This is a genomic window from Citrobacter sp. LST-B2 (assembly GCF_057983045.1).
This window is the reverse complement of the sequence record NZ_CP192598.1, coordinates 4207642-4234313: the sequence shown is the minus strand read 5'-3', so window position 1 is coordinate 4234313 and position 26672 is coordinate 4207642. Positions and strand designations below refer to the sequence as shown.

Annotated in this window: 22 protein-coding genes and 6 pseudogenes; 14 read left to right on the top strand and 14 right to left on the bottom strand. The window is 53.2% G+C overall.

From position 1 onward, the window contains the following. Position 1: 1 nt before the first annotated feature. Together ACQ0PY_RS20410 and ACQ0PY_RS20405 are read left to right on the top strand one after the other, a co-directional pair. On the top strand, positions 2-1069 hold the full coding sequence (locus tag ACQ0PY_RS20410; protein ID WP_109739494.1) for an HlyD family secretion protein: 1068 nt from the start codon (positions 2-4) through the stop codon (positions 1067-1069). Then, complete coding sequence (locus ACQ0PY_RS20405; protein ID WP_042999307.1) at positions 1059-2120, top strand: DUF2955 domain-containing protein; 1062 nt, start codon at positions 1059-1061, stop codon at positions 2118-2120. The genes ACQ0PY_RS20410 and ACQ0PY_RS20405 overlap by 11 nt, the downstream gene beginning before the upstream one ends. Positions 2121-2188: 68 nt before the next feature. Here the strand turns inward: ACQ0PY_RS20405 and yjiA are convergent, their stop codons facing one another. From yjiA to btsT, 3 genes are all read right to left on the bottom strand, one after another. Beyond that, the gene (gene yjiA / locus ACQ0PY_RS20400; protein ID WP_044253881.1) at positions 2189-3148 is read right to left on the bottom strand and encodes a GTPase; all 960 of its coding nucleotides are present in this window, start codon (positions 3146-3148) and stop codon (positions 2189-2191) included. A gap of 12 nt (positions 3149-3160) precedes the next feature. Beyond that, the gene (locus tag ACQ0PY_RS20395) at positions 3161-3364 is read right to left on the bottom strand and encodes a YbdD/YjiX family protein (protein WP_024130742.1); all 204 of its coding nucleotides are present in this window, start codon (positions 3362-3364) and stop codon (positions 3161-3163) included. A gap of 107 nt (positions 3365-3471) precedes the next feature. Further along, positions 3472-5622 carry a pyruvate/proton symporter BtsT gene (gene btsT, locus ACQ0PY_RS20390; RefSeq protein ID WP_042321961.1) on the bottom strand — a complete coding sequence of 717 codons (2151 nt, stop codon included), beginning with the start codon at positions 5620-5622 and terminating at the stop codon, positions 3472-3474. 296 nt (positions 5623-5918) lie between these two features. Here btsT and ACQ0PY_RS20385 point away from each other — a divergent pair, with 296 nt between their 5' ends. Continuing rightward, complete coding sequence (locus tag ACQ0PY_RS20385; RefSeq protein WP_109739493.1) at positions 5919-6926, top strand: Ldh family oxidoreductase; 1008 nt, start codon at positions 5919-5921, stop codon at positions 6924-6926. A 165-nt stretch (positions 6927-7091) separates the two neighbouring features. Next, positions 7092-8756, top strand: a complete 1665-nt coding sequence (tsr, locus tag ACQ0PY_RS20380; protein ID WP_042999311.1) for a methyl-accepting chemotaxis protein — start codon at positions 7092-7094, stop codon at positions 8754-8756. Here the strand turns inward: tsr and ACQ0PY_RS20375 are convergent. Together ACQ0PY_RS20375 and ACQ0PY_RS20370 are read right to left on the bottom strand one after the other, a co-directional pair. Beyond that, a complete protein-coding gene (locus ACQ0PY_RS20375) occupies positions 8753-9268 on the bottom strand; it encodes a GNAT family N-acetyltransferase (protein ID WP_042999312.1) in 516 nt (171 codons plus the stop codon). The two genes, tsr and ACQ0PY_RS20375, sit on opposite strands and share 4 nt — an antisense overlap. A gap of 98 nt (positions 9269-9366) precedes the next feature. Beyond that, positions 9367-9495 (bottom strand): annotated as a pseudogene (locus ACQ0PY_RS20370) (C4-dicarboxylate ABC transporter); the annotation flags it as partial. A 144-nt stretch (positions 9496-9639) separates the two neighbouring features. On the opposite strand from ACQ0PY_RS20370, the pseudogene ACQ0PY_RS20365 reads away from it, so the two are divergent. After that, positions 9640-9810 (top strand): annotated as a pseudogene (locus ACQ0PY_RS20365) (TnsA endonuclease N-terminal domain-containing protein); the annotation flags it as partial. Positions 9811-9846: 36 nt separating this feature from the next. Here ACQ0PY_RS20365 and ACQ0PY_RS20360 read toward each other — a convergent pair. Next, positions 9847-12854: pseudogene (locus ACQ0PY_RS20360) on the bottom strand (Tn3 family transposase). Between the two features lie 159 nt (positions 12855-13013). On the opposite strand from ACQ0PY_RS20360, the pseudogene ACQ0PY_RS20355 reads away from it, so the two are divergent. After that, positions 13014-13331, top strand: a pseudogene (locus ACQ0PY_RS20355) (recombinase family protein); the annotation flags it as partial. A 64-nt stretch (positions 13332-13395) separates the two neighbouring features. Then, entirely contained in the window at positions 13396-14100 is a 705-nt protein-coding gene (locus tag ACQ0PY_RS20350; protein ID WP_001067858.1) for an IS6-like element IS26 family transposase, read from the top strand. Positions 14101-14133: 33 nt separating this feature from the next. On the opposite strand, the gene ACQ0PY_RS20345 is transcribed toward ACQ0PY_RS20350, so the two are convergent. Together ACQ0PY_RS20345 and ACQ0PY_RS20340 are read right to left on the bottom strand one after the other, a co-directional pair. Then, positions 14134-14604, bottom strand: coding sequence for an SDR family NAD(P)-dependent oxidoreductase (locus ACQ0PY_RS20345; protein ID WP_317007337.1), 471 nt, complete (start codon positions 14602-14604; stop codon positions 14134-14136). Continuing rightward, complete coding sequence (locus ACQ0PY_RS20340; protein WP_225622146.1) at positions 14601-15593, bottom strand: aldo/keto reductase; 993 nt, start codon at positions 15591-15593, stop codon at positions 14601-14603. Before ACQ0PY_RS20340 ends, ACQ0PY_RS20345 begins: the two co-directional genes overlap by 4 nt. 149 nt (positions 15594-15742) lie before the next feature. On the opposite strand from ACQ0PY_RS20340, the gene ACQ0PY_RS20335 reads away from it, so the two are divergent. The 4 genes and pseudogenes from ACQ0PY_RS20335 to ACQ0PY_RS20320 all read left to right on the top strand — a co-directional run bounded on the left by ACQ0PY_RS20335 (position 15743) and on the right by ACQ0PY_RS20320 (position 17857). Next, positions 15743-15940, top strand: a complete 198-nt coding sequence (locus ACQ0PY_RS20335) for a site-specific integrase (RefSeq protein ID WP_192468026.1) — start codon at positions 15743-15745, stop codon at positions 15938-15940. 88 nt (positions 15941-16028) lie between these two features. Beyond that, entirely contained in the window at positions 16029-17033 is a 1005-nt protein-coding gene (locus ACQ0PY_RS20330) for an IS110-like element IS5075 family transposase (RefSeq protein WP_064575655.1), read from the top strand. A gap of 276 nt (positions 17034-17309) precedes the next feature. Further along, positions 17310-17525: pseudogene (locus ACQ0PY_RS20325) on the top strand (EamA family transporter); the annotation flags it as partial. Continuing rightward, a complete protein-coding gene (locus ACQ0PY_RS20320; RefSeq protein ID WP_016236507.1) occupies positions 17522-17857 on the top strand; it encodes a hypothetical protein in 336 nt (111 codons plus the stop codon). The pseudogene ACQ0PY_RS20325 and the gene ACQ0PY_RS20320, both read left to right, overlap by 4 nt. Before the next feature lie 96 nt (positions 17858-17953). On the opposite strand, the gene ACQ0PY_RS20315 is transcribed toward ACQ0PY_RS20320, so the two are convergent. After that, positions 17954-19192: an IS110-like element ISEsa2 family transposase gene (locus ACQ0PY_RS20315; RefSeq protein ID WP_000219087.1), complete on the bottom strand. Its 1239-nt coding sequence runs from the start codon at positions 19190-19192 to the stop codon at positions 17954-17956. 233 nt (positions 19193-19425) lie between these two features. On the opposite strand from ACQ0PY_RS20315, the pseudogene ACQ0PY_RS20310 reads away from it, so the two are divergent. Beyond that, positions 19426-20022 (top strand): annotated as a pseudogene (locus ACQ0PY_RS20310) (LysR substrate-binding domain-containing protein); the annotation flags it as partial. Between the two features lie 41 nt (positions 20023-20063). Here ACQ0PY_RS20310 and ACQ0PY_RS20305 read toward each other — a convergent pair. The 5 genes from ACQ0PY_RS20305 to ACQ0PY_RS20285 form a co-directional block, all read right to left on the bottom strand. Further along, the gene (locus ACQ0PY_RS20305) at positions 20064-20723 is read right to left on the bottom strand and encodes an SDR family oxidoreductase (protein WP_085397589.1); all 660 of its coding nucleotides are present in this window, start codon (positions 20721-20723) and stop codon (positions 20064-20066) included. Between the two features lie 294 nt (positions 20724-21017). After that, positions 21018-21854, bottom strand: a complete 837-nt coding sequence (locus ACQ0PY_RS20300) for a helix-turn-helix transcriptional regulator (RefSeq protein ID WP_023279881.1) — start codon at positions 21852-21854, stop codon at positions 21018-21020. Positions 21855-21929: 75 nt separating this feature from the next. Next, positions 21930-22709 carry a DMT family transporter gene (locus ACQ0PY_RS20295; protein ID WP_048702732.1) on the bottom strand — a complete coding sequence of 260 codons (780 nt, stop codon included), beginning with the start codon at positions 22707-22709 and terminating at the stop codon, positions 21930-21932. Positions 22710-22887: 178 nt separating this feature from the next. After that, positions 22888-23763, bottom strand: a complete 876-nt coding sequence (locus ACQ0PY_RS20290) for an MBL fold metallo-hydrolase (protein WP_017384065.1) — start codon at positions 23761-23763, stop codon at positions 22888-22890. Between the two features lie 82 nt (positions 23764-23845). Further along, positions 23846-24778: a LysR family transcriptional regulator gene (locus ACQ0PY_RS20285; protein ID WP_158002126.1), complete on the bottom strand. Its 933-nt coding sequence runs from the start codon at positions 24776-24778 to the stop codon at positions 23846-23848. A 260-nt stretch (positions 24779-25038) separates the two neighbouring features. Here ACQ0PY_RS20285 and ACQ0PY_RS20280 point away from each other — a divergent pair, with 260 nt between their 5' ends. Both ACQ0PY_RS20280 and ACQ0PY_RS20275 read left to right on the top strand, forming a co-directional pair. Next, on the top strand, positions 25039-26163 hold the full coding sequence (locus ACQ0PY_RS20280; RefSeq protein ID WP_023279877.1) for an alkene reductase: 1125 nt from the start codon (positions 25039-25041) through the stop codon (positions 26161-26163). Between the two features lie 95 nt (positions 26164-26258). After that, positions 26259-26567 (top strand): ArsR/SmtB family transcription factor, encoded by a 309-nt coding sequence (locus ACQ0PY_RS20275; protein ID WP_032415288.1) that lies wholly within the window; start codon positions 26259-26261, stop codon positions 26565-26567. Positions 26568-26672 lie beyond the last annotated feature (105 nt).

The following is a 26672-nucleotide window of genomic DNA, read 5'->3' as shown; positions in this document are numbered from 1 at the left end:
TATGATGACCCCAGAACAAAAATTTGCCCGTTGGGTAAGGGTGAGTATTGCCGCTTTCCTTGCCATATTCGCCTGGTTTATCGTTGCCGATATTTGGATCCCGCTGACGCCAGATTCCACGGTGATGCGTACAGTTACGCCGGTTTCAGCACGCGTTTCCGGGTATGTTTCGCACGTCTACGTGCAGAACAACAGCATGGTAAAAAAAGGCGATCTGCTTTACGAGCTGGATCCCACGCCATTTATCAACAAAGTCGAGGCCGCGCAAATCGCCTTTGCGCAGGCCAGACTGAGCAATCAGCAACTGGATGCACAGATTGCTTCTGCCCGCGCCAACCTGCGTACTGCTGAATATACGGCGCGTAATGACAAACTGACGTTCGATCGTTATCAGCGGCTAAGCGCGATGCAAAACGTCTCGCAGGCGGATCTCGACAGGGTGCGGACGACCTGGCAGACCAGCGAACAGTCGGTAACCGCGCTGCATGCCAACATCCAGAATCTGCTGATCCAACGCGGCGAGCGCGAAGACAGCCATAACGTGACGCTGCAAAAGTATCGCAACGCGCTGGAAGAGGCGCAGTTGAATCTGGCATGGACAAAAGTGCGCGCAGAGACGGACGGAACGGTGAGTAATCTCCAGCTTAACGCCGGGCTTTACGCTACCGCCGCCACGCCACTGCTGGCGCTGGTCAGTAATCAGACGGATATCGTGGCCGATTTCCGCGAGAAGAGCCTGCGCCATACCCGCGTCAATACCGATGCCGCCGTGGTGTTTGATGCCATGCCGGGTAAAGTGTTCCGTGCGCGTGTGACCAGCAGCGATGCGGGGATCCTCGCCGGACAGGAAGAGGTCAACGGTCAACTGTCGCAGCCAGAGCAATCCACCCGTTGGGTGCGCGATGCGCAGCGGATGCGTATTCACGTGACGCTGAGTGAACCACTGGACAAACCGTTACCGACCGGTGCCCGCGCCACGGTGCAGTTGTATAACAGCGAAGGCCCCTTTGCCCGTACTTTTGCTGGCGCGCAAATCCGCCTGGTCAGTTGGCTGCATTATGTCTATTAACACCCTGGCGCGCGTATTCACGCCACATGATAACATCGTCTATACAGCCAACGACTTTCGCCAGACTCTGCGGATAGCCGTTGCCGGGACGATAGCGCTAAGCATTTCGACCTTTTACAACGTCCAGTACGGCGTTTTCTTCGTGGTCTATCCGTTGATGCTGATGTCGCTGGTACCGGTGTTTAACCGCCACGTAGCGCGGCAGTTTGTGTTCAGTGCGGCGGTGAACTGCGTCGAAATGGTATTGATTGTCGGTTATCTCTCGCAGTGGCCAGTGATCATGACGCTGGTGGTGTTTGGCCTTTACGTGATGCGCTTTCGCTTTATGAGCAAGGGGCCGCTGTTTCTGCTGGGGTCAATGGGTGTGGTCTGCCAGAGTACGATGCTCAATTTTATGAGCTATCCCACCACAGACTGGCACACGCTGATGTTTTCCAACATGGAGGCCTGCGTGATGGCGGTAGCGCTGAGTGCGCTGCTGCACTATTTGATCCCCGATGTGGAACCGCGTAACTCGCCGCCGCGCATTGAGAAAGACGACGCCCGCATTCGCCACGAATCGCTGCTTTCCGGCACCGTGGCGACGATGATCTTTGTGATCTTCCAGATTTGCGATCTGAGCGATTCGCTGTCAGCGCTGATGGCGGGGATTTTGATCCTCTTTCCGATGCACTATCGCGGCGCGGTCCTGAGTTCCCTCTGGCGCGTCGTCGGTGTGGTACTGGCCTGTCTCTATATTCTGGTGGTGCAGTTACTGATTTATGATTTCAGTAATCACATGCTGTTAATGATGCCGCTGATCGGTCTTGGATTGGCTTTTAGCGCCCGTCTGCACGTCATGGAAAAAGTGGGTGCAGGCGTGGGGTTCGCCAGCATCACCACAATCGGTATTATGTTCGGCCAGAACCTGCACCCGAACAGCGATTTAGTGTTCAGCGACCTGTATCGCATCACCTCAGTCACCGTCGCGCTGCTGGCAACGCTGACGATGGTCTTTCTGGTCCACCGAATACTGAACTGCTTTGCGGCGACGCGATTTGTGGTGGAGTGAGTGTCGGATGGCTGCCGCCCGGGGAAGAACCGTAGGCCCGATAAGCGTAGCGCTATCGGGCACGGGAATCACGACTTCTTCAGCCCCGCAAAGGCGGCTCTGATGTCGTCTTCCGGCAACTGAATGCCGATAAACACCAGCGTGCTGTGCGGTTGTTCGTCGCCCCACGGGCGGTCCCAGTCGGCGCTATAGAGTCGCTGTACACCCTGGAACAGCAGACGGTTCGGTTCGCCTTCAATCCACAGCATACCTTTGTAACGCAGCAGTTTTTCGGCGGATTCCAGCAGCAGGTTTTCCATCACGCGGGAGACGTCGCCGATATCCACCGGGTAATCCAGTTCCACCACAATGGAAGAGATATCGTTCTGCTTGTCGGCGATAAAGTGGAAGCGCGGTTTGGTGCTGACGACGTTCTCTTCCAGCATAAAACCGTTGGTGTCGAATAGCAGAGAAAGATCGATATCGCCGTGCGTAACGGTATACACCGGGGCGCGGGCGTTGATGCGCGCCAGACGTTCGCGAAGCTTTTCACTTTCGCCAGCGACGTCGGTTTTAGTCAGCAGAATGCGATCGGCATAGCCGACCTGCGACTGGGCGATGGTGAACTGGTTCATTTGATCGTCGGCATGGACCGCATCAACCAGCGCAATCACGCCGTCCAGCAGATAGCGCTGACAAATCACGTCGTGGGAGAAAAAGGTCTGAATAATCGGGCCGGGGTCGGCCATGCCGGTGCACTCGATCACCAGACGATCAAAATTGATGGTGCCTTTATCGAGGTTATCGAGCAGGTCTAACAGCGCGTCTTCCAGCTCGTTGGAACGGGTACAGCAGATGCAGCCGTTGGTCAGGGTTTTGATCTGCGTGGCGCGATCGCCAATTAGCTGATCGTCCACGGACACTTCGCCGAATTCGTTTTCGATAACGGCAATCTTGTAGCCGTGTTCTTCGTTGAGGATGTGGCGTAGCAGGGTGGTTTTACCTGCGCCAAGAAAACCGGTGAGTAGGGTGACTGCAATCGGGGTCATTCACTTCTCCTTCTAACAGCAGCGCATGCCGCCTTTACCGTCGCCGCCGTAGCGCGCCTGCTGGCGCTCGCGGAAGAATTCTTCATAGCTCATGTACGGCTTGTCCGGATGGTTGGTTTGCATATGCTCGACATAGTTGTCGTAGTCTGGAATACCAATCAACATCTTTGCCGCCTGGCCGAGATATTTTTTTGCCTGACCTAAGTTACCAAACATTGTGCCGCCTCGTGAATGATTAAAGCCGGATGGCGGCTTTCGCCTTATCCGGCCTACGCTTACAGCATTTTGTAGGCCGGGTATGCGAAGCGTTACCCGGCATCAGCTTAGTGATGTGAAGAGGTCTTCACGCCGCCTTCAGGAATCGGAACGTACGGTGTTTCTTTATCGGTACGCTTGTCGACGTTGCGCACATTCATCCAGGTTTTGAAACCATAGAAGATGATGCTGTACACCACCACCAGGAACAGAATACTCAGGCCGGCGTTGGTGTAGTTGTTCACAACGATGTGATTCATGTTAGCAATCTGTTGTGCGGTCAGTTCGCCGCCGTTGGCAATCTTCTCTTTGTACTGGTTAGCCATGTAGAAGAAGCCTTCCATCTGCGGGTTGGAGCTGAACAGTTTCAGGCCCAGCGCCCAGGTGGTGCAGATCAGCAGCCATACTGCCGGGATAACGGTCACCCAGATGTATTTGGTGCGCTGCATTTTAATCAGTACCACGGTACCCAGAACCAGCGCCACGGCTGCCAGCATCTGGTTAGAGATACCGAACAGAGGCCACAGGCTCTTCACGCCGCCCAGCGGATCGACCACGCCCTGATACAGCAGGTAACCCCACAGACCCACGCAGCCCGCCGTACCGATGATACCGGCAACCAGAGAGTCGGTTTTCTTCAGGAACGGAACGAAGTTACCCAGCAGGTCTTGCAACATAAAGCGACCAGAACGGGTACCGGCATCCAGCGCGGTCAGGATGAACAGCGCTTCAAACAGAATACCGAAGTGGTACCAGAAGCCCATGTCCGCCATCGGCAACACTTTGTGGAACACGTGCGCGATACCTACCGCCAGCGTCGGTGCACCACCAGCACGGTTCAGAACGGACGGTTCGCCGATGTCTTTCGCCGTTTGCAGGATCTGCTCTGGCGAAATCACGAAGCCCCAGGAACTGACGGTTGCCGCCGCATGCGCGGTCACGTCTTTCAACTGTGCCATAATCAGCGGCGCGTTCTCACCCCCCATTTCATGCAGGTTCGGCATGGTAATGCCCAGGCCTGCCGGTGGGGTGTTCATCGCAAAGTAGAGACCCGGTTCGATAATGGACGCCGCAACCAGCGCCATGATCGCCACGAAGGATTCCATCAGCATCGCGCCGTAACCGATGAAGCGGGCGTCTGTTTCACAGGCCAGCAGTTTCGGCGTGGTACCGGAAGAGATCAGGGCGTGGAAGCCAGAGACCGCACCACAGGCGATGGTAATGAACAGGAACGGGAACAGCGCACCTTTCCACAGCGGACCGGTACCATCGATGTACTGGGTCATGGCCGGCATTTTCAGCTCTGGGTTGAGGATCACGATACCCAGCGCCAGGCCGACGATCACGCCGATTTTCAGGAAGGTGGCCAGATAGTCGCGTGGAGCGAGGATCAGCCATACTGGCAGCAGTGCAGAAACGAACGCATAGCCGATCAGTGCAAAGGTAATGGTGGTGTCTTTAAAGGTCAGCGCCGGGCCCCAGTACGGGTCGTGAGCAATCACGCCGCCGAAGTAAATAGACGCAACCAGCAGAACAATACCAATCACCGACACTTCACCCACACGCCCCGGACGCAGGAAGCGCATGTAGATCCCCATGAACAGCGCGATAGGTACGGTGGAGCAAACGGTGAAGACCCCCCACGGGCTTTCTGCCAGCGCTTTTACGACGATCAGCGCCAGTACCGCGAGGATGATGATCATAATTAAGAAGCAGCCAAACAGGGCAATGGTCCCCGGCACGGAGCCCATCTCTTCTTTAATCATCTCGCCAAGCGACGCGCCGTTACGGCGAGAAGAGATAAACAGTACCATGAAGTCCTGGACCGCACCCGCCAGCACCACACCCGCCAACAGCCACAGGGTACCAGGCAGGTAACCCATCTGCGCCGCCAGAACCGGACCGACCAGCGGACCAGCGCCCGCGATTGCGGCAAAGTGGTGTCCGAACAGGACATAGCGGTTGGTCGGAACGTAGTTCAGGCCATCGTTATTGATGACCGCAGGTGTCGAACGTGTAGGGTCGAGCTTCATCACCTTCTGGGCGATGTACAGGCTGTAGTAGCGGTAAGCCACCAGATATACCGACACGGAAGCGACCACGATCCACAGGGCGCTGACGTGTTCACCCCGGCGTAAGGCGACAACCGAGAGGCAGAATGCCCCGATGATCCCGAGGATCACCCAGGGTATGTGCTTGAATATCTTTTTCGTATCCATAGTAAAACCTGGTTTTATAAGATGAATAATTGGCCGAAGCCGTTTGGTTTGGGTTGCGTTTGAAGAGGTAATTTGACTGCTATGTTGGTGACGATCTTGCCAGAGAGTCGCGCGTGTAAAGTAAGGTAAATAAGTGAGCGGTCAAATGGTGAGTTAAGCGGTCAGAAGTGTCAGTAAGCGGTAAAGAGGATCGCCGGGCGGTAAATATTATGTGACTGAGATCACAAAGAAAAATCCGCCAACGAAGGGTGAATACCGACTACGCTTATTGCCGACAACATCATAAGGAGAACAACATGGAAACAGTAAACCTCACTTTATCTGAGGCTTACACGCTGGCGCGTGAGGTGCTGAGCAGCAACGGCTTTAGCGCGGAACATGCGGATGCTATCGCGCGCAATGTGACGGCGGGCGAGCGCGACGGCTGCGTGTCTCACGGGTTATGGCGCTTGCTGGGGATCGTCGAGACCCTGCGTAAAGGAAAAGTCTCCGCTGATGCCCGTCCGCAGATTTTCGATCAGGCGCCCGCTATCGTCAAAGCAGATGCTGGCGGCGCGTTCTCGCTGGTGGCCTATGAACAGGCGCTGCCGTTGCTCATCAGTAAAGCCAGCGCATGCGGAATTGCGGCGCTGGCGATCAACCGCTGCGTTCACTTTTCCGCATTATTTGCAGATATTGAACTTCTGACGGACGCCGGACTGGTGGGCTACGCCTGTACGCCAAGTCACGCCTGGGTCGCACCGTCAGGCGGTACGCGTCCGCTGTTTGGCACCAATCCCATCGCGTTTGGCTGGCCGCGCAAAGGCAAACCGCCTTACATTTTTGATATGGCGACCAGCGCGGCGGCGCGCGGCGAGATCCAGTTGCATCTGCGAGCTGGAAAAGCGATTCCGGAAGGGTGGGGTATCGACAGCGAAGGGCGACCGTCAACCGATCCGCAGGCGGTATTAAATGGCGCGATGCTGACCTTTGGCGGACACAAGGGCTCGGCGTTTGCGGCAATGGTTGAACTGCTGGCAGGGCCGCTCATCGGTGATATGACCAGTGCGGAATCGCTGGCCTGGGATGATGGGGCAGGCGGTCTACCATACGGCGGCGAGCTGATTCTGGCACTTGACCCGTCCCGGTTCCTCGGGGATGAGGCGCATCATCATCTGGATCGCGCCGAAACCCTGTTTGCCGCAATGCAAGAGCAAGGCGCACGCTTACCAGGAGAAAGACGCTTCAGTTCGCGTGAGAAATCGTTGCTGGAAGGGGTGACGATTACCCGTTCCCTGTTTGAGGACATTTCCGCACTGAGATAAGGCAGAACGGGCGAGGCATCCTCGCCTGATTCCCGTTCGGGTAGAGGGTAATCGCATTTTTTGCCAGTTAATTGAACAAATTTCCTGTGATACCCCTCGCGATTGCATAAAGTTTTCTCGTTCCAGGCCGACAACCAGAGTATCTGTCTAGCGGAAAGAGAAAACATGTTAAAACGTATCAAGATTGTGACCAGCTTATTGCTGGTTCTGGCTTTATTTGGCCTTTTACAACTCACTTCGGGCGGTTTGTTCTTTAACGCATTGAAAAATGACAAAGAGAATTTCACCGTTCTGCAAACTATTCGCCAGCAGCAGTCTACGCTGAACGGCAGTTGGGTGGCTCTGCTGCAAACGCGTAACACCCTTAACCGTGCGGGTATCCGCTACATGATGGATCAGAACAATATCGGCAGCGGCGCGACCGTTGCGGAGCTGATGCAGATTGCCAGCGCCTCTTTGAAACAGGCGGAGAAAAACTGGGCGGACTATGAAGCGTTACCGCGTGACCCACGTCAAAGTGAAGCGGCATCGGCGGAAATTAAACGCAATTACGATATCTATCACAACGCGTTAGCCGAACTGATCCAGTTGCTCGGGGCCGGGAAAATCAACGAGTTTTTCGATCAGCCAACCCAGGGGTATCAGGATGGTTTTGAGAAGCAGTATGTGAACTACTTGCAACAGAACGACCGTCTGTATGACCTGGCGGTAGAGGACAACAACAGCTCTTACAGCCAGGCGATGTGGGTTCTGGGCAGCGTGTTGTTGGCGGTGCTGGTGGTCATTATTGCCGTCTGGTTTGGCATCAAACTGTCGCTGATCGCGCCAATGAACCGCCTGATCGCGAGCATTCGTCACATTGCCAGCGGCGATCTGGTGAAGCGGATTGATGTAGAAGGCACCAATGAAATGGGCCAACTGGCGGAAAGCCTGCGCCACATGCAGGGTGAACTGGTGCGTACCGTGGGCGATGTGCGTAACGGCGCGAACGCCATTTACAGCGGCGCCAGCGAAATCGCGATGGGTAACAACGATCTCTCTTCCCGTACCGAGCAGCAGGCAGCCTCTCTGGAAGAGACGGCGGCGAGCATGGAAGAGTTGACGGCGACCGTTAAGCAGAACGCCGAAAACGCCCGTCAGGCCAGCCATCTTGCGCTGAGCGCGTCCGAAACGGCGCAAAAAGGCGGAAAAGTGGTGGATAACGTGGTGCAAACCATGCGCGATATCGCCTCCAGTTCACAGAAAATTGCTGACATTATCAGCGTGATCGACGGCATTGCCTTCCAGACCAACATTCTGGCGCTGAACGCTGCGGTAGAAGCGGCACGTGCAGGTGAACAGGGACGCGGCTTTGCGGTGGTTGCCGGTGAAGTACGTAACCTCGCGCAGCGCAGTGCGCAGGCAGCGCGCGAGATCAAGAGCCTGATTGAAGACTCCGTGAGCCGTGTTGACGTCGGTTCTACGCTGGTAGAAAGCGCCGGTGAAACCATGGATGAGATTGTGAATGCGGTAACCCGCGTGACCGACATCATGGGCGAAATCGCGTCGGCTTCCGATGAGCAAAGCCGTGGGATTGACCAGGTCGGTCTGGCCGTGGCGGAAATGGATCGCGTAACTCAGCAGAACGCCTCGCTGGTGGAAGAGTCAGCCGCCGCCGCTGCGGCGCTGGAAGAGCAGGCCAGCCGTCTGACGCAGGCCGTCGCCGTGTTTCGTATCCAGCAGGAACAGCAGCGTGCGCGTGACGTTGCCAGCGTGAAGTCCGTTTCCACAACGGTTCAACCGCGTAAAGCCGCTGTAGCGGAAACCGGGGATAACTGGGAAACGTTTTAATTAAGCATCAGGCGCATGGCACAACGCGATTCAAACGGGATGCCATGCGCCGTTTCTTCCTCTCGCTTCTGGCGTAATGCCGCCGGCAACGCGTTCTCTTCCAGTATTTCAAATCCCAGATGTTGATACAGCGGTGCGTTCCAGGCGACATGGCGAAACGTGGTGAGCGTCAGGGAGGTAAAGCCCTGCTCACACGCCCATTGCGCGACGGTGTTGATTAACTGGCGGCCAATGCCTTTACCTTGCCACGCCAGATGCAGCGAAAATTCGGCAATATACAGCGACGTCTCCATCGCTTCGCCCAGCAGAAATCCAACGGGCCGATCGTCAACCAGCGCCAGCCAACTCAATCCTTTAGCGGCATATTCACGGTGCAGTTCCGCGCTGACAATATGATCGTCCGCGATCCATGCCAGCGCAGGCACCGTTAAAAAACGCTGTCCTGCTGAGCGTTCAATCGCAGGCAGAACGGCAGCGTCTGCCAGTGTAGTGGGGCGAACCGTAATGTGCATAACGATACCGGGAATAAGGTGACAGTGAGGGCAGTATAACGCGCTGTCCGGTCACAGGGAAAAGTCCCCGCGAGCGGGGACACTATGGGGTCAACAGGTTAGACGAGAAATAACGAAATAGCCGGTATGTAGGTCACCAACATCAGCATGAGTAACAAGGTACCCAGTAACGGTAGAGACTGGCGGAAAAACTGTCCGACAGAAACCTGCGTATGTCCGAAGACAATAAAGTTGTACACAAAGCACTAAAGTTGTAACCATTCTCAAAAAACGACGCTAATGTTGTATGCTTACTGAATGTGTGGTTATAGGGTTGGAGACTATAAAATGCACATATAGGTACGTATCAATGTCGTTTTTTGGGTACGATCATGGGTAGGGGTAGGCGTCTCAAATCCTATTTGGATTATGAAAATGCGCTAGGTGACGGCATAGGAGTGGGCTATGGCCAAAGTTATCAGCCCTGGCTTAGAGCTCAGGACGTTAAATCCCGTGGAAACCGTTCGATAGTCTTTGGCCTTAAGACGTTTCGAAACCATCATCATGGGGTTTGAGGGCCAATGATGTAAAAAACCACGCTAAGGAGATAATTCATTGTTTAAATTGAGATTTAACGGCCTCAATTCCCCCTTCATAATATCCTCCGGTAGTGTGAACGTATAATGTCCCAGCATGTTGATATGACCGTGCATCAGAGGCGAAAGCCGCGCGATATGTTCATCCTCTGGCCCTTCCCCGATGCTGCGCAGGTGCGACAAGGCTTCCTGCATATAAAGCGTATTCCACAGCACCACTGCGTTTGTCACCAGACCCAGCGCACCCAACTGATCTTCCTGCCCCTCGCGGTAACGTTTTCTGATCTCGCCACGCTGACCGTAGCAGATGGCTCTTGCAACGGCATGGCGGCCTTCACCCCGGTTCAACTGTGTTAGGATCCGGCGACGATAGTCCTCATCATCAATATAGTTGAGAAGATACAGTGTCTTGTTAACTCTTCCGACCTCCATTATTGCCTGAGCAAGCCCTGACGGTCGGGTACTTCTCAATAGCGATCGAATGAGTTCTGACGCATGAATAGTGCCCAGCTTCAGCGAACCGGCAACCCGCATCATCTCATCCCAGTGGCTTTCGATTTTAGAAAGGTCAACACAACCCCGCGCCAGTTTGTCCAACGCCCCGTAATTCGCTGCTTTGTCGGCCCGCCAGAACACAGCCTCACCCGCATCCGCCAGACGAGGTGAAAATTGGTATCCCAGTAGCCAGAACAGGCCAAAGATAATGTCACTGGTACCTGCTGTGTCCGTCATGATTTCAACCGGGTTTAGTCCCGTTTGTTGCTCAAGTAGCCCTTCCAGCACAAAGATGGAATCCCGCAGTGTTCCAGGAATCACTATGCCATGAAAACCCGAATATTGGTCAGAGACAAAGTTGTACCAGGTGATGCCGCGCCCTGAACCAAAGTATTTTCTGTTGGGGCCAGAATTCACCGTTTTCACTGGCGTGACAAAACGCATACCATCAGCGGAGGCTACCTCCCCGCCCCCCAGTATCCTGCCAACGCTAACGAGGACTGAAAATCAACCAGCCGCGCATTGGCGCTAACCAGCGTTTCTGCTCGGATGTAGTTCTGTTTCACCCAGCTCAGACGATGGCGAGTCAGTGCAGGGATATTGTGCTTGATCAGCGGCTCATGTCCGATATTGCAGGCCTCAGCCAGCATCACCGCACACAGGCTTATATGCAGATCCTGCGCACGGGCACCTGACTCGCTGACATGGCTGAATTCACGGGTGAAGCCAGTTCTGGCGTCAATCTCGAGCAACAGTTCTGTCAGGTCAACGGGTGGAAGCAATTGTCTGACTCGGCTGCTCAGTTGTATCAGCGCCGGTGGTTCATCCAATTTATCCAGGCTGCTGATGGTCAGCGAAGGATGTTTACCTTCATTGCAGATGTCCACGGCGGTATTGCGATCAAAACGTGATGCCACCGTTTTCCAGGTTTCATCTAACTGAGCGGCCAATTGCTCCGATGCTTTACTGCCATTAGTGGGGTGACCCAATGCCCGGCAGACTGGAACCCGCTGCGCCTGCCATTCCTCCCCCTGAAGAAGTTTTTGGCGCGGATCACCCCAACGATCGCTGTTTTCCAACCAGATGTCACGACGGCGTAGCGCATCCTGAAGTCGCTCCAGCAGACACAACGAGTAACCTGCTCGCTGTATCCGACCGTCAGCATCGTACACCAGGCGTTTCCAAGGGCCTGAAATGATATGTTCAGGTGCATCGTCCAGGATCCGTTTTTTCGAGCCGTTTAGCTCTGCCAGGTAATGGATGGCAGCCAAGGTATGTTCACCGTCTGGGGCCGCACGGAAGTGCAGATCGCGCAGTAGTGCGGGCAAAAAACGCCTTACCCGTCCGTATTGCTCCACCATTTCATCCTGAAAGTTTGTATCCTGGGGGCGGGCCAGTTCATTCACTTTTTCCACGGACTCTGCCAGTCTGGCGACAGACACACTGCTGAATATGGTCTTTCGCAGCAAATCATCGGCGGTATCTTCATCAAGTAAAAGTGCGCATGCCCGCGCCAGCAGCAACGCCGCGCGGTCAAGATCCTTGAGCGTCCTAAGTCGCTTTTTCTGCCCGGTTTTCTTCGCCTCCCGGGTAATATTGAGGATCAGCATATCCAGCACGTCAACGGCCTCGTCCAGCGCCGAGATTTCTTGCGCTTTCACGAATGCGGTAAGGATCGCCAGCCGCCGTTCTTCTGGCATTCTGCTGATATATTTCACCGATGCCATTCCGGCATAGCGTGCCAGATTGCGGAGCTGTATGGCGGGCAGCCCAGTGAAATTCAGACAGGAAAACTCCAGGCTGCGCAGGCGAGTGTAACGTTCAAGTGCTTCAGTGAACGCGGGGCCGCTGATAGTGACAGGGCCTCTTTTTAGGTGCTCCATCACTGAGAGTCGCTGTCCTTCGGGGATTTCAAGTAACCCAGCCAGTTGTGCGGTCTGCCAACGGTTTGGCAGCGCGGCCAATTTTCGCCACAAGCGGCGGGTCGCACGCTCACGGATTTCACCAATGACTCTCGTCAGGGTGGATGCGGCTGGCAACAACACTTTATTTTGAAGCAACCACGCGGTGGCAAAATCGAACATCAGTCCGGGGCGTTCATTACTGAGCCATGCACGGGTATACAGCAATCGCTTCAGTCTGAACGACCACGGGAAATCACCGAAATCATGATAGCTATAGTGCTGCCTGATAAGCCCGTGGTGCTCCCAACGTGTGTTTTCCCTTTGAGCATAGCGGGAAATGATCTCTGGATAGCGGATGTTAAGTTGCCTTGCGACATAAAACTGGACACCGGGCGGTATTTGCATGAGATCGGACAAGAAGGTTCCCAGAAAGCGGGCAGTTGTGAGTTGAAGGGCAATTCCCAACCGGTTATGCCTGCCCCTACGCAGGTTGATGAAAGTAAGGTCTCGCTCATCAAGATGAAAATACCGTGCCAGCTGGATCTCGTTTGGCTCTGCGGCATAACGCCCGTAGTTCTGTGTCTGTTTGTCGGTCAGAAAATCAGCAGCCATCACGCATCCTTTCGTAAACGGGTGTTCTGTTCTCTTTTTAACCGTCTCAAATGTTATAAATTTTGAGACCAATGAAAACTGCCCTAAACATGAGTATCAAAAATCGTGATTTATGCCTTATGATACTACGCAGTATCAATATCGATTTATGAGACCAAAATGGCATTATTAGGGTATGCAAGAGTATCAACCAGCCATCAGAAACTGACGAGCCAGGTTACTGAGCTCAACACAGCGGGAGTGAGGGATGATCGAGTGTTTACTGACATGATGTCGGGAGCAACTGATGAGCGCGAAGGGCTACAGCGACTCCTTGCCAGAGCGGAGAAAGATGACATTATTCTCTGTACAAAAATGGATCGTCTTGGACGTAATACCGCAGATATGATTCGCATCGTGGATACTTGCTATAAAAAAGGCATCGCTATTCGCTTTCTTGAGAACGGCCTTAGTACTGAAGGCACTATGGGAAAAATGGGGCACTGTTGCAAATAGTCGGTGGTGATAAACTTATCATCCCCTTTTGCTGATGGAGCTGCACATGAACCCATTCAAAGGCCGGCATTTTCAGCGTGACATCATTCTGTGGGCCGTACGCTGGTACTGCAAATACGGCATCAGTTACCGTGAGCTGCAGGAGATGCTGGCTGAACGCGGAGTGAATGTCGATCACTCCACGATTTACCGCTGGGTTCAGCGTTATGCGCCTGAAATGGAAAAACGGCTGCGCTGGTACTGGCGTAACCCTTCCGATCTTTGCCCGTGGCACATGGATGAAACCTACGTGAAGGTCAATGGCCGCTGGGCGTATCTGTACCGGGCCGTCGACAGCCGGGGCCGCACTGTCGATTTTTATCTCTCCTCCCGTCGTAACAGCAAAGCTGCATACCGGTTTCTGGGTAAAATCCTCAACAACGTGAAGAAGTGGCAGATCCCACGATTCATCAACACGGATAAAGCGCCCGCCTATGGTCGCGCGCTTGCTCTGCTCAAACGCGAAGGCCGGTGCCCGTCTGACGTTGAACACCGACAGATTAAGTACCGGAACAACGTGATTGAATGCGATCATGGCAAACTGAAACGGATAATCAACGCCACGCTGGGATTTAAATCCATGAAGACGGCTTACGCCACCATCAAAGGTATTGAGGTGATGCGTGCACTACGCAAAGGCCAGGCCTCAGCATTTTATTATGGTGATCCCCTGGGCGAAATGCGCCTGGTAAGCAGAGTTTTTGAAATGTAAGGCCTTTGAATAAGACAAAAGGCTGCCTCATCGCTAACTTTGCAACAGTGCCATATTGATGATGCGCCCGCGACCTGCCTTGATCATCACTGGGACCGCTGCCCGTGCCATCAGAAAGGGGCCATTGACGTTGGTGTCGATGACAAGGCGCCAGATGTCCGGGTCGGTTTCCCAGAAACGGGTTGGATCGGTCAGGAATTGCTCGCTGACATACTTCATACCGCGACCGGCGTTATTGACGAGGATATCAAGTCGACCGAAGTGATGCTGTGCCATTGCCACGACGCGGGCACAATCTTCTTCACGCGTGACATCGGCAAGTACCGGAATTAGCCGGTCGTTCCCGACTTCGCTAGCCACGCCCTCGACTTCGGCCGCCTCACGCGATGCGGTCATGACAACCCGCGCTCCGGCCGCCACGAGTCCCAGCACCATCGCCCGACCGAGCCCGCGACCACCGCCGGTGACGATGGCAACCTTGCCCTTGAGTTTCTTGCCACTCATCGGTTCAGCGCCTGCATCTGAGGTGCAGCATAGCGCTCTCCGACGACGGCACCAGGCGGCAAGATGCGGTCGATTCGGCTGCGATCCTCAGCCGTGATACACACCTCAAGCGCCTCTACGTTCTCCTCAAGTCTCGCCCGTTTCTTGGTCCCTGGAATCGGAACAACGTCCTTACCCTGCGCAAGCAGCCATGCCAGCGCTAGCTGGGCTGGCGTGCAGCCTTTCTCACGCGCCATCGTCTCGATTTCCGCGACTAAGTCAAGGTTTTTCTGGAAGCTTTCACCCTGGAAGCGGGGCGCGTGCCGCCGATAGTCGTCCTCGGCGAGATCCTCAATGCTGCGGATCTGACCTGTGAGAAAGCCGCGTCCCAGCGGGCTATAAGCCACATACCCGATGCCGAGTTCGCGCACGGTCGGCAGTATCTCGTCTTCCGGATCGCGGCTCCAGAGCGAATATTCGGTCTGCAGGGCCGAGATCGGGTGAACCGCATGAGCGCGGCGAATGGTTTCTGGCGCGGCTTCCGACAAACCAAGGTAACGGACCTTACCTGCCTTAACAAGATCGGCCATGGCACCTACTGTTTCCTCGATCGGCGTGTTCGGGTCCACCCGGTGCTGGTAATAAAGGTCGATGTAGTCAACCCCAAGGCGCTTCAACGACGCATCACAAGCTTGGCGCACATATTCCGCATCGCCACGAATGCCAAGATATTCACCATTCTCGCTTCGGACGTTGGCGAACTTAGTTGCCAGCACGACCCCATGGCGGCGATCAGCGATTGCCTTACCGACCAAGGCCTCGTTGGTAAAGGGACCGTACATGTCGGCGGTATCAAGGAATGTGACACCAAGCTCGAGCGCCCGGTGGATCGTCGCGATCGCCTCGCCCTCATCGCGACCGCTATAAAATTCCGACATCCCCATGCAACCAAGACCAAGCGCCGAAACTTCCAGCCCCTGTGACCCCAGCTTACGCATACTAACTTGCATAGCTTCCTCCTAAATGTTGCTTCATCAAGTAATCTACCTGACTCAATCGGCTTTGTTGCAAGTATGCAACAAAGAACCAACGGTATGCAAAAGCGTTATCTTACATAACAATCATAATTAACAACGCTCTGCTGGGCGGCATTGACTACGTGCCGAAGCTATCAAGCTACAGCCTGCTGCGCGGCATGTCCACCAGTGTGCACCGCTCCGGTGCCGACTTCCGCGACGTCAAAAAGCAAGGCGGCTCGTGCCATGACGGCACAGTGCAAGGCTGCATTGAGAAGGCGAGCCGGTTCGAGGAAATCGCGGACGGTAGCTTGCTACGCACGCGGGTCAAACCAGCCTAATTTAGCTTAGCGCCAGATTTTTAATGAGATGGTCACTCCCTCCTTCCCAGTACTATGCTGAGGACAGGCTTTCATTCGGAGAACCATCATGGAAAACATTGCGCTTATTGGTATCGATCTGGGTAAGAACTCTTTCCATATTCATTGTCAGGATCATCGTGGGAAGGCCGTTTACCGTAAAAAATTCACCCGACCAAAGCTAATCGAATTTCTGGCGACATGCCCGGCAACAACCATCGCGATGGAAGCCTGTGGCGGTTCTCACTTTATAGCACGCAAGCTGGCAGAGTTAGGGCATTTTCCAAAGCTGATATCACCGCAATTTGTCCGCCCATTCGTTAAAAGCAACAAAAATGACTTCGTTGATGCTGAAGCTATCTGTGAAGCAGCATCACGTCCATCTATGCGTTTCGTGCAGCCCAGAACCGAATCTCAGCAGGCAATGCGAGCTCTGCATCGTGTCCGTGAATCCCTGGTTCAGGATAAGGTGAAAACAACTAATCAGATGCATGCTTTTCTGCTGGAATTTGGTATCAGCGTTCCGCGAGGTGCTGCCGTTATTAGTCGACTGAGTACCCTTCTTGAGGACAGTAGTTTGCCTCTTTATCTCAGCCAGTTACTGCTGAAATTACAACAGCATTATCACTATCTTGTTGAGCAGATTAAAGATCTGGAATCTCAGTTGAAACGAAAGTTGGACGAAGATGAGGTTGGACAGCGCTTGCTGAGTATTCCCTGCGTTGGAACGCTGACTGCCAGTACTATTTCAACTGAGATTGGCGACGGGAAGCAGTACGCCAGCAGCCGTGACTTTGCGGCGGCAACAGGGCTGGTACCCCGACAGTACAGCACGGGAGGTCGGACGACATTGTTAGGGATTAGCAAGCGGGGCAACAAAAAGATCCGAACTTTGTTGGTTCAGTGTGCCAGGGTATTCATACAAAAACTGGAACACCAGTCTGGCAAGTTGGCCGACTGGGTCAGGGAGTTGTTGTGTCGGAAAAGCAACTTTGTCGTCACCTGTGCTCTGGCAAACAAGCTGGCCAGAATAGCCTGGGCACTGACGGCGCGACAGCAAACTTACGAAGCATAAAGGCAGAAATACACCAGTTTAAACAATCATTCATCTGGTTTTGCGAATACTGATATTGATGATACTAACGGCCCACCGGCCTGTTGAGGAACCTGTAAAACGGAAAGGCTCATTGAAGCCGTATATTTTCTGGAGGTTCATCAGGCGCGGAACTCATCGAGGCGCGGGAATAAAATCCCATTCAGACGCCGGATAGATTCAAGCAAGCCAACTTGTCGTCAAAATCGGTGTTGCAAAAACGGGAGTGACCATAGATTCGTTTTCTGAGACGTCCCCAGTATGGCAACCACGATCAGTCTGCTGGAGCCGGTTATAGCCGCACTGCTGGCCGTTGTGCTCGTCGGTGAAAGGCTGCCGCCTTCCGGATGGGCAGGCGTCGGACTGATAGTTACGTGTCTGGGGCTCATCACCGTTCCGGCTGGAAAGTTACGTTTCAGTCTGTTCCGGCAACGGAAAGAAAACTTTGAAATCGCAAAAAGGAAAGAATTATGAAAGATAAAGCGTCATTTGACTCATTTTCGGCTCTCGATATGCGTGCCGGTACCATCATCAGGGTTGAGGAGAGTAAAACATCAAAGCCCACCTGGCGCATGACTATTGACCTAGGACCAGAACTGGGAACAAGGGTGTCATGCGGTGCGTATACTAACTATGCAGCAGAAGACCTGCAGGAAACGCAGGTAATCTGCATCGTCAATCTGGGTACCATGAAGATGGGACCTGAAAAGTCAGAGGTGCTGGTACTTGGTGTGTCTGATGGTTCAGGCGGGACGATCCCGCTGACGACAGAAAAGCGCGTCGATAACGGTGAATGCGTTTTCTGAAAATCGGCAGATAAAGCCACGTATGGGCAAGAAAATGCTTCCTAAAAATTTCAGTGAATATGTCTGCTTCACGCCCTGAGACATTCGACAAGCTTTTTATGGCTTCAGTAAGGGCGAGTGTCTCGCTTCGAGAGCCAGCAAATATTTCGCTTCGTCATAACAGGTTCTGGCCTTCCAGCAGCGGTAAATGATCCTTATCCATTTGAACGCCAGTGCCCGGATCGCAGACTGATGAGATTTGCCCTTTTCTCTAAGGCCCTGATAATACAGTTTGGCCCAGTATGATGAATTAACCGTCTTGGCAGCCCATTCAACAAAGGTCTGCCTGACGAACTTGGCACATTGCCATCGCCAGTGAACCCAGGATTTTTGGCCGCTTCGTTCGGTCACCGGTGCTATACCTGCGTAGTTTTGAATTTCTTCAGCGCTGTTAAACCGGTCACGGTTATCACCAAGTGCAGCAAGCATCCGTGGGCCCATGCACGGTCCCATGCCCGGAAGTGATTTGAACAGCCCCGCATCTGGCAATGTGTCAAACAGCGTTTCGATTCGTTCGTCATAGGTTTTGATGATTTCACTCACGACTTTAATTTGTGTCGCCAGTGCTGCTGCCATCAAAGCATTAGCCTCTATAACACTCGGGTCTGTAGTCAATGGGATCGCATTATCAATACTCGCAACACGTTGCTCGGTAAGGGCCATAGCGCGACCACCTTTGGCATTCAGAAAGTTGCGGATCGTGTCGCGTCTGGCTCGTTTCAGTTGTTGCAGACTGGGCCACCGGATAATCAGCTCACACAACAGTAAGCTACCCCGATGTGAGAACCACTCCAGTGGCTGAGGATAATACTGTTTAAGCGTATTGATTATCCGGTTCACAAAGCGTCGTTTATCTTCAACCAACTGACGACGTTGCTCAACCAGTTGCTGAAGTAAGCGAATATCCGCATTGTCGGGTTCAATAGCTTTTATCTTCTGGGGGTAACGCAGCATTAACTCTAATGCCAGCTCGGCATCCTGCGGATCATCTTTAGCGCCGCTGGGCGAGAAGGCTTGCCGATAACGAGCCAGGGACAATGCGTGGACGGGGAAAACGGTGATAAAGGGGTATTTTTGAAGAGCATATACCACGGGGCCCTTCTTCAGTTCGAGAGCTATTGCGATTCTACCTTTTACTTTCTGGTGTAACTCAGTAAGCCAGGCATCAAGCGCTTCTGCTGTATGTTCAATCACATCGAATACGCGTTCACCGTTTTTAAACTGAACACAGACATCGTGTTTTTTATCAGCCCAGTCCAGACCAACGTGCGCAGCAAATTGATTAGTCACAGTCATCACCAACTCCTTTTTATCGGGGATTGGTATGCATTCCACGCTCTTCGAAAGAAATATAGCCAGCAGTTTATCTGCATGCCCTGAGTATTCGTTAGCGAACGTGGAGCACCCACTGGCTCGAAAGAAAAGCGGCGATCATCACGTGATTCTCGCTCAATATTCGTAACCAGTAAGCGCATACCCTGAATCACTTAAAGTGTAATTCTCAGGGTGCGAATGACTATAATTCGCTCATAGATATGCCTGTCGCGTTTGCGGCTTTACTTGTTATACCCAACCTGCCTGATTTTTATCGCCAGCATCCCGGAATTGAAATTATCCTGAGCAGCTCAGACCGCCGACGGAATATGCTGCATGATGGCCTGGACTGCATACTGAGGGTGGGGGAGCTGGACGATGGCGACTATATCGCAAAGGAGGTGGGAACCGTTAAAATGACGACCTGCGCCAGTCCTGCGTATCTTGATCAACACGGCACCCCGGAAACAATGGACGAGTTGCAGCAGCATCAGGCCGTCAACTGGATTAACAGCAGCAACAGACAAGTTATGCCCTGGACATTCGGGACGTCAGAGGGCTCCACCGAAATTGAACTTCCAGGCAGGCTTGTCGTGGATAACTCAGAAGCCTACATTGCAGCAGGCCTGGCGGGGCTGGGAATACTACAGGGCATGAATATTTTTTTGCAGCCTTATCTCGATCGCGGGCTGTTGGTAGAGGTTCTGCCAGATAATACGTCCCCGAATCGCAAACTGTAACTTCTGTATCCGCACCGCCATCTCTCCCGAAAAGTACGGGCGTTTACCGACTGGCTGGAAAGTTTATTGTAAACGCCTGGGGGCCTGCAGCCTGCTGGTACGTGCGCTGCCTTTTATCGGCCCGCCAGCTTCTGTATGGCTTCACGGACAGGAGCATCGCCAGACGTCAGCTCAATGATGACGCGGCTGACGGCAGGTTGCTCAATGAGTTCAGCCAGCGTAGCCGCCACGTCATCACGGGGCACGTTACCATACGGGATGGCCAGGCCGGCACGTACATAACCCGTACCAGTCTTATCCTGCAGCGCGCCGGGGCGCAGGATCACCCAGTCAAGCTCGCTTTGTGCTAGTTCCACATCGGCCATTTTTTTAACACGCATATAATTTTCGAATGATTCAGAAGTGGTTTCTCCCCGTGCGGACTCCGGGAATGCAGAAACGAGCAGAAAGCGAGACACACCGGCACTGAGGGCGGCAGCTACCGACTTTTTCAGCCCTTCGCCGTCGACCGCATTGGTCATCTCCTGTCCCCCCTTACCGCCGGCACCGGCAGTAAACACCACTGTATCACTACCTGCAAAGTGCATCGCCAGCGCAGCTGCATCCAGCTCTGTCAGGCTCCCACTGACGGGCTCAGCACCCAGCTCGCCTAGCAATGCCTGCTGCTCTGGCTTACGGTAGAGGGCACGAACAGCATGCCCCCTACCTGAAAGGATCCTGCACAGACGCTGGCCGATTTTGCCTGTACCACCGATAATGAAAACATGAACCACAGTTGTCTCCTTCTGGGGTTATGATGTGTCCGAAATTATAACCTGACATCAGGTCAGTTCCTTTGAGCCTGACCGATTGCACTGCATGCTGCTGCCAGCACCAGACAGCTGGTCAGATACTCAGTTGTTCTTATAGCTGAGAACAACAGCCGTACCGATTTAGCTCTCCCGTCACGATGAGAACTCCTGAACCGGTTACACGCAATGCCGGCCAATATCTTCCGTTATATTCGAAAGATCCACGCAAGTTACTGAAGTGCGAGGGACGCAATGTGTACCTTGAACGAACTGAAGTCAGCGGAACCCTGAAGGTTCGATTCCATAGCGTTCAGAAAACTGCTTGCTGAAGCTCGATAGTGAATTGTAACCCACCCGCCCCGCGACCGTTTTTACCGGCAGCGTCGATGTCATCAGCAGGCGGAGAGCCTCCGCGATACGTGCATCGGCGATAACTGAGCGTAAGCTGGTTGACTCACTGGCCAGGTGGCGCCGAAGCGTGGGGCCACTGAGTCCCGTCAGATCTTCAATTTCAGCAGCACTCCAGGGATGAGCCGGTTTGTCCGCTACCATCTGACGGATTTTCATGGCCAGACTTGGCTGCCGGGCTCGCAGCAAAGCATGGTATCCCATGCCATAAAGCCAGAGCACCACTTCAACCATGGCGTGCAGGGAAAGCGGACGCTTCCCTTCCCGCATTGCGGCTGTCCAGCGGTTAAGGGGTGAAAGAAGAGCTGATACGGAAATGGCTGCGATGCTGCCGGTGTCCTGTGGTGGTGGTGCGGCAAGTAACAGCCTGGCTGCTTCAAGCTGTTCCTCCGCGAGCACCACGCTCAGGGCAACAAACTCACCACTTTGTTCTGAAGGGGCATATTCTATATCGATGCTACGGGCATTCGGGACGACCATAATCTCGCCCGGGATCACCCGGTGCCATTTCTCATTTTCACGATACCGGAATTCTCCTTCCAGCGGGAAGGAAAGGGTCGCACCTTCCACCTCGAACTTCTTTACCTGATGCGTCTGTTCTGCGCGAAGGCAATCGCAGGGAAGTGGAAAACGGGAGCGTGCCAGGGTAAGAAGCTCAGCGAGGAGATCATCAACGGGAGAATCGGAAAAGCTGACTGTTTGCATATTCATCCGGAATTTGACTTTGACCGCTATTATACGTCGCCATATACAAAAGCATACAGCGACGCGTGCGGTTGTCTATTCCCGGATGACAAAAATCAGGCCGATTATAGTTATTGCCATACCCACAAGCATGGGCAATGTAATGGCCTCTCCAAACAGCAACCACGCTTCAGCTGCCGTGAGAATGGGAACCAGGTAAAAGTAAGTAGCGACTTTGGTTGCTTCACCGCTTCGTATCATAAAAATCAGCAACATAATCGCCAGAACCGATACGCCAATAACCAGCCAGCCCAGACCCAGCGCAAATGATAAGCTCCACTGCGTCGGAGCAGATTCGAACATCAGGCTAATTGCACCCATCGATATTGTCAAAGTGACGTACTGTAAAAACGTGTTCGCAAAGATATGTCCATCTCCCTGAGCACGGCGCTGATAAAGCGCTCCGATCGTTACGCCAAATAACCCCAGCATGACCGACCCAAAAGCCACAGGATCCAGTGCAAAACTATGCTGGCCTGGCGAGAGCACCAGGAAAACGCCCGCAAAGCCAATCGCAATACCCAGCCATTTCCGGGGATGCAGGGACTGACGGTGCATGAGTGAAACCAGTATTGCAGTCAGTACCGGCTGCAGGCCGGTGATGAGCGCCACAATGCCTGACGGCATGCCACGATGGATGGCATAAAAGCATCCGCCCAGAAAGAAGCTCTGCAGGAAAAGTCCGACAATCAGGTTGCGAACCATTCCTCTGCCGGACGGAAAACGGGCCCTGAACCCCAGTGTAAGCAGCAGAAGGACCAGACAGGAAAATGCGCCACGCAGGAATAAAAGATGAAACGGCGCGCTGTACTGCACGGTAAATTTGGCTGCGACAAACCCTGACTCCAGAGGAATACAAAAAGCCAGGGCGCAAGAGTAATGAGCCATTTTTTTGTGAGGCAGTGATATTCATAGTATTGCAGGTGGGTTCTTGTCGGGCGATATGAAAGGGGATCTTCCCGGTCACTATTGTGTGCACCGGGAAGGAAGGTGATCAGACTGCGGGTGACCACAGGTCGTAATTCAGTGCGAAGCTGTTACCTTCACGGATAACCTTACCGGTAGTAGGCAGGTTGAAGTGCATACCACTGACAGCCAGGTTATCGCTCGCTGCGCGGTCAAGCACTTTGCTACGGATGGCCGCCGCCGCCGCAGGATCGCTGTCGAACGCGATAGTAACGTCAGGCTGAGCAACCTGAATGTGCGGGAAGTGAACAATATCACCCCAGATGAGCAGCGACTCTTTTTCATCACCCAGCAGATAACCGGTATGTCCTGGTGTATGGCCGAACAGCGGTACAGTCTGAATACCTGGTAAAATCGCTTCCTCGCGGAATGGCACCAGTTTGTCGTCATAAGCGCTGAAGGCGTTCCTTGCTACTTCAAAGAACGGCTTGAATGCGTCAGGCGCGCCAGCGGAAATGGTTTCATCACGCCAGAAAGCGAGTTCTTTCTCATGCACAAACAACTGCTGAACATTGCGGAAAACGGGAGTCTGCAGGGGGCCTGCAAGCCCGCCGATATGGTCAGGATGCGCGTGAGTCAGGAGAAGGGTATCAATCTGAAGCGGGTCAATGCCTGCCGCGGCCAGGGCTACCTGAAGCCGACCGCCCCAGCCATTGATACCTCCGGCACCACTGTCAATCAGGATGGTTCGCTCAGGCGTCTGGATAACGTAGACGTTGATATTAATACGGGGTACTGCTGGCACACCGCGCTTCTGCAGTAAATCCTCGGCACGTGAGCCGTCAATACCAGACAGCAGCTCAAAAGATACGTCCAGATAGCCATCACTCAGCATGGTCACAGTCATGTCACCTACTTTTTTGCGATTGATAGCCGGGGCCTGCCAGTTCAGTTGTGAAGTCATATTGGTCTCCGTTACGATTAGAGGTCATCAGGTTTTACTTTAGCAATAGTAACGAAATTTCTGGTTCGAACTGCTCATCCTGCTACGTAAACCGCTCATTCTTAAAATCCGGAGCACAGCAGGTTATATTGCTTTTGCCTTTCTCATGTAAGGTGTCGGTATTATCTTTACCGGAGCCTGTAATGGACATTATTGGAATTATCATGTCGGCGGGAAAAGCCTCTGACCAGTCCTCAAGCACCCGACAATAGTGTCCCGCCTCAATCCCCGCCAGGGCAGAAGACTCCGGCAGGTAGGCCAGGCCGTAGCCATCTTTTACTGCCTGAAGCATTGGATAAATGCTTGAAAAAGTAAGCTGCCCGTCCACTTTTTTCACAATCTCCCCCTGCCTGACAAATTCCCAGCCATACAGCGGGCCTGTGGGTGACAGACGTATATTGATGCAGTCATGTTTTTCCAGCTGAGAGGGATGTAGCGGCAGACCTCTTTCTGCAAGATAGGTGGACGATCCAATGACGACAAACCGTATGTCCGGTGCGATTCGGACGGCCACCATATCCTTTAATATGTCATCACCAATTCGGACTCCGGCATCAAAATTGCCCTCAACAATGTCGACAAAACCGTTCTGCTGCGACATTTCCACCTTGATATCCGAATATTTTTTTAGTAACGGTGACAATCGTGGCCAGAGACATTCATGAATCATGTGATCTGATACCGTAAGTCTGACCAGCCCAGCCGGTGTATGGCGCAGTCTCTGAAGAGCTGTCACGCCCGCTTCAATGCGCGCAAGACCGGGTTCAAGCGTCAGTAATAATTGTTTACCGGCTTCGGTGACAGCCACCCGCCTGGTTGTACGCATAAGTAACGGCATGCCAACGCGCTCCTCGAGACGACGTATCGTGTGTGAAAGCGTGGATGCCGAGATCCCGAGGCGGACAGCAGCCCGTGAAAAACTGCACTCCTGTGCTACTGCCATGAATGCAACATAGTCATTAAAATCGTGACGCATACCGTTCCCGTTCAGGATCTCCGATAACATTATCAGAACCATTTAGGTTCATGATGCCGATTCTGTGAGCCATCAGGCAACTCCCCCGTTCCGCTCATCCGATCATAATTTTTATAAATCTAGATATTGATAAATCTCAATATGTGGAATAAAGTGTCGTGGTTCTGCGGCTACATCGGCCGAACGACGACATGCCAGGTCGTAAATGCTGAGACATGGCGTTTCAGTGATATTGAAAATTCGCTATATCAGGATATGTAATGAAGACGAAAAACCTGTTCTCTCCCACCAGACTAGGTCCCTACACCCTGAAGAATCGTGTTGTACTTCCGCCTTTAACCCGCTCACGGAGCTCACAACCGGGTGATATTCCGAACGAACTGATGGCTGAATATTACGCACAGCGCAGCAGTGCCGGGTTTATGGTGACCGAAGGAACACAAATCGAACCTCGTGGGCAGGGTTATGCGTGGACCCCGGGGATCTACAGCTCACGGCAAGTGGAAGGCTGGAAGAAAGTGACGCGGGCAGTGCATGAAAAAGAAGGCATCATTTTTGCCCAGCTCTGGCATGTCGGAAGAGTATCCCATAACTCCCTGCAGCCATGTAACGCCTCGCCTGTCGCTCCGTCGGCGATACCGGCAGGGGAAAACGTTAAGGTATTCATCGAAACCGGGCCGGGAGAGGGTGCGCTGGCTACCGCTTCCTGCCCCCGCGCACTGGAAAAAGAGGAAATTAGTGAGATTGTCAGGATGTACGCCGGGGCAGCTCAGAACGCCCTTGATGCCGGTTTTGACGGTGTGGAAATTCACTGTGCAAATGGATACCTGGTTAACCAGTTCATGTCATCCCATAGCAACAAAAGAGAGGATGAATATGGTGGCTCATTACATAACCGGCTGCGGTTTCTGCGCGAAGTGACGCAGGCTGTCGCTGATGTGGTCGGTAAAGACCGTGTGGGAGTCCGTTTTGCTCCGCTCTTTCAGACCACGGATGAAGTAAGGGTCTATCTTGGCTTGGTGGAAGATGATCCCCATGAAACCTATACCGAAGCCGTTAAAATTCTTGAAGAAATCGGAATAGCCTATATTTCTCTTGCTGAAGCCGACTGGGATGATGCTCCCGAATTGCCTGAAGCATTCAGAGCTGAAGTCCGTAAGTTATTCAGCGGTGTAATTATGTATGCCGGGCGATATACGCAAGAAAAAGCCGAACGGATTATCGGTGCTGGCTGGGGAGACATTATCGGATTTGGCCGCCCGTTCATAGCTAATCCGGATTTACCGCAGCGCCTTTATCATGAATGGCCACTGAATCCGGTCGATCCAACAACCATGTATGGTGGAACGGCAAAAGGCTACACAGATTATCCCGCCTTTGGCTAACCATTCTTATGAGCATCAGCTTTTCAAAAGCTGATGCTTAACGTAGAGAAGTATCGTAACATTGCAATTCCTCAATGCGACAAGTGACAGAGTTTATGCCTGATATTGATTTGAATGACGTGATTAAGGCGCTGGGAAACCCTGTTAGAAGAAAAATTCTGCATATGCTCAAGGAACCGAAAATACACTTCCATCAGCCTTATGCTGATGCGGACGAGTTCGGTGTGTGTGTCAGTATCATTCAGGAAAAGGTCGGGCTCTCACAGTCTACCGTTTCTCTTTACCTCTCAGCTCTTCAACGGGCACAACTTGTTACTTCTCAGCGCATCGGTCCCTGGACGTACTACAAACGTGACAATGATAAAATAAGGGTTGTTCTTGAGTTGCTGAAAAATACAATCTGATACAGGACTGAGCACATTCAGTGTAACAGTACCGGGGGTTCGTACTTGCGATCCCGGCAGGCATTCCATGAAAGCGCACTAATTCCTCAATATCAGGCTGCAGAC

Bases quoted from the DNA above. Each gene is read 5' to 3' on its own strand.
- ACQ0PY_RS20410 (WP_109739494.1), top strand. From the start codon at position 2: ATGATGACCCCAGAACAAAAATTTGCCCGTTGGGTAAGGGTGAGTATT.
- ACQ0PY_RS20405 (WP_042999307.1), top strand. From the start codon at position 1,059: ATGTCTATTAACACCCTGGCGCGCGTATTCACGCCACATGATAACATC.
- yjiA (WP_044253881.1), bottom strand. From the start codon at position 3,148: ATGACCCCGATTGCAGTCACCCTACTCACCGGTTTTCTTGGCGCAGGT.
- ACQ0PY_RS20395 (WP_024130742.1), bottom strand. From the start codon at position 3,364: ATGTTTGGTAACTTAGGTCAGGCAAAAAAATATCTCGGCCAGGCGGCA.
- btsT (WP_042321961.1), bottom strand. From the start codon at position 5,622: ATGGATACGAAAAAGATATTCAAGCACATACCCTGGGTGATCCTCGGG.
- ACQ0PY_RS20385 (WP_109739493.1), top strand. From the start codon at position 5,919: ATGGAAACAGTAAACCTCACTTTATCTGAGGCTTACACGCTGGCGCGT.
- tsr (WP_042999311.1), top strand. From the start codon at position 7,092: ATGTTAAAACGTATCAAGATTGTGACCAGCTTATTGCTGGTTCTGGCT.
- ACQ0PY_RS20375 (WP_042999312.1), bottom strand. From the start codon at position 9,268: ATGCACATTACGGTTCGCCCCACTACACTGGCAGACGCTGCCGTTCTG.
- ACQ0PY_RS20350 (WP_001067858.1), top strand. From the start codon at position 13,396: ATGAACCCATTCAAAGGCCGGCATTTTCAGCGTGACATCATTCTGTGG.
- ACQ0PY_RS20345 (WP_317007337.1), bottom strand. From the start codon at position 14,604: ATGAGTGGCAAGAAACTCAAGGGCAAGGTTGCCATCGTCACCGGCGGT.
- ACQ0PY_RS20340 (WP_225622146.1), bottom strand. From the start codon at position 15,593: ATGCAAGTTAGTATGCGTAAGCTGGGGTCACAGGGGCTGGAAGTTTCG.
- ACQ0PY_RS20330 (WP_064575655.1), top strand. From the start codon at position 16,029: ATGGAAAACATTGCGCTTATTGGTATCGATCTGGGTAAGAACTCTTTC.
- ACQ0PY_RS20320 (WP_016236507.1), top strand. From the start codon at position 17,522: ATGAAAGATAAAGCGTCATTTGACTCATTTTCGGCTCTCGATATGCGT.
- ACQ0PY_RS20315 (WP_000219087.1), bottom strand. From the start codon at position 19,192: ATGACTGTGACTAATCAATTTGCTGCGCACGTTGGTCTGGACTGGGCT.
- ACQ0PY_RS20300 (WP_023279881.1), bottom strand. From the start codon at position 21,854: ATGCAAACAGTCAGCTTTTCCGATTCTCCCGTTGATGATCTCCTCGCT.
- ACQ0PY_RS20290 (WP_017384065.1), bottom strand. From the start codon at position 23,763: ATGACTTCACAACTGAACTGGCAGGCCCCGGCTATCAATCGCAAAAAA.
- ACQ0PY_RS20285 (WP_158002126.1), bottom strand. From the start codon at position 24,778: ATGCGTCACGATTTTAATGACTATGTTGCATTCATGGCAGTAGCACAG.
- ACQ0PY_RS20280 (WP_023279877.1), top strand. From the start codon at position 25,039: ATGAAGACGAAAAACCTGTTCTCTCCCACCAGACTAGGTCCCTACACC.
- ACQ0PY_RS20275 (WP_032415288.1), top strand. From the start codon at position 26,259: ATGCCTGATATTGATTTGAATGACGTGATTAAGGCGCTGGGAAACCCT.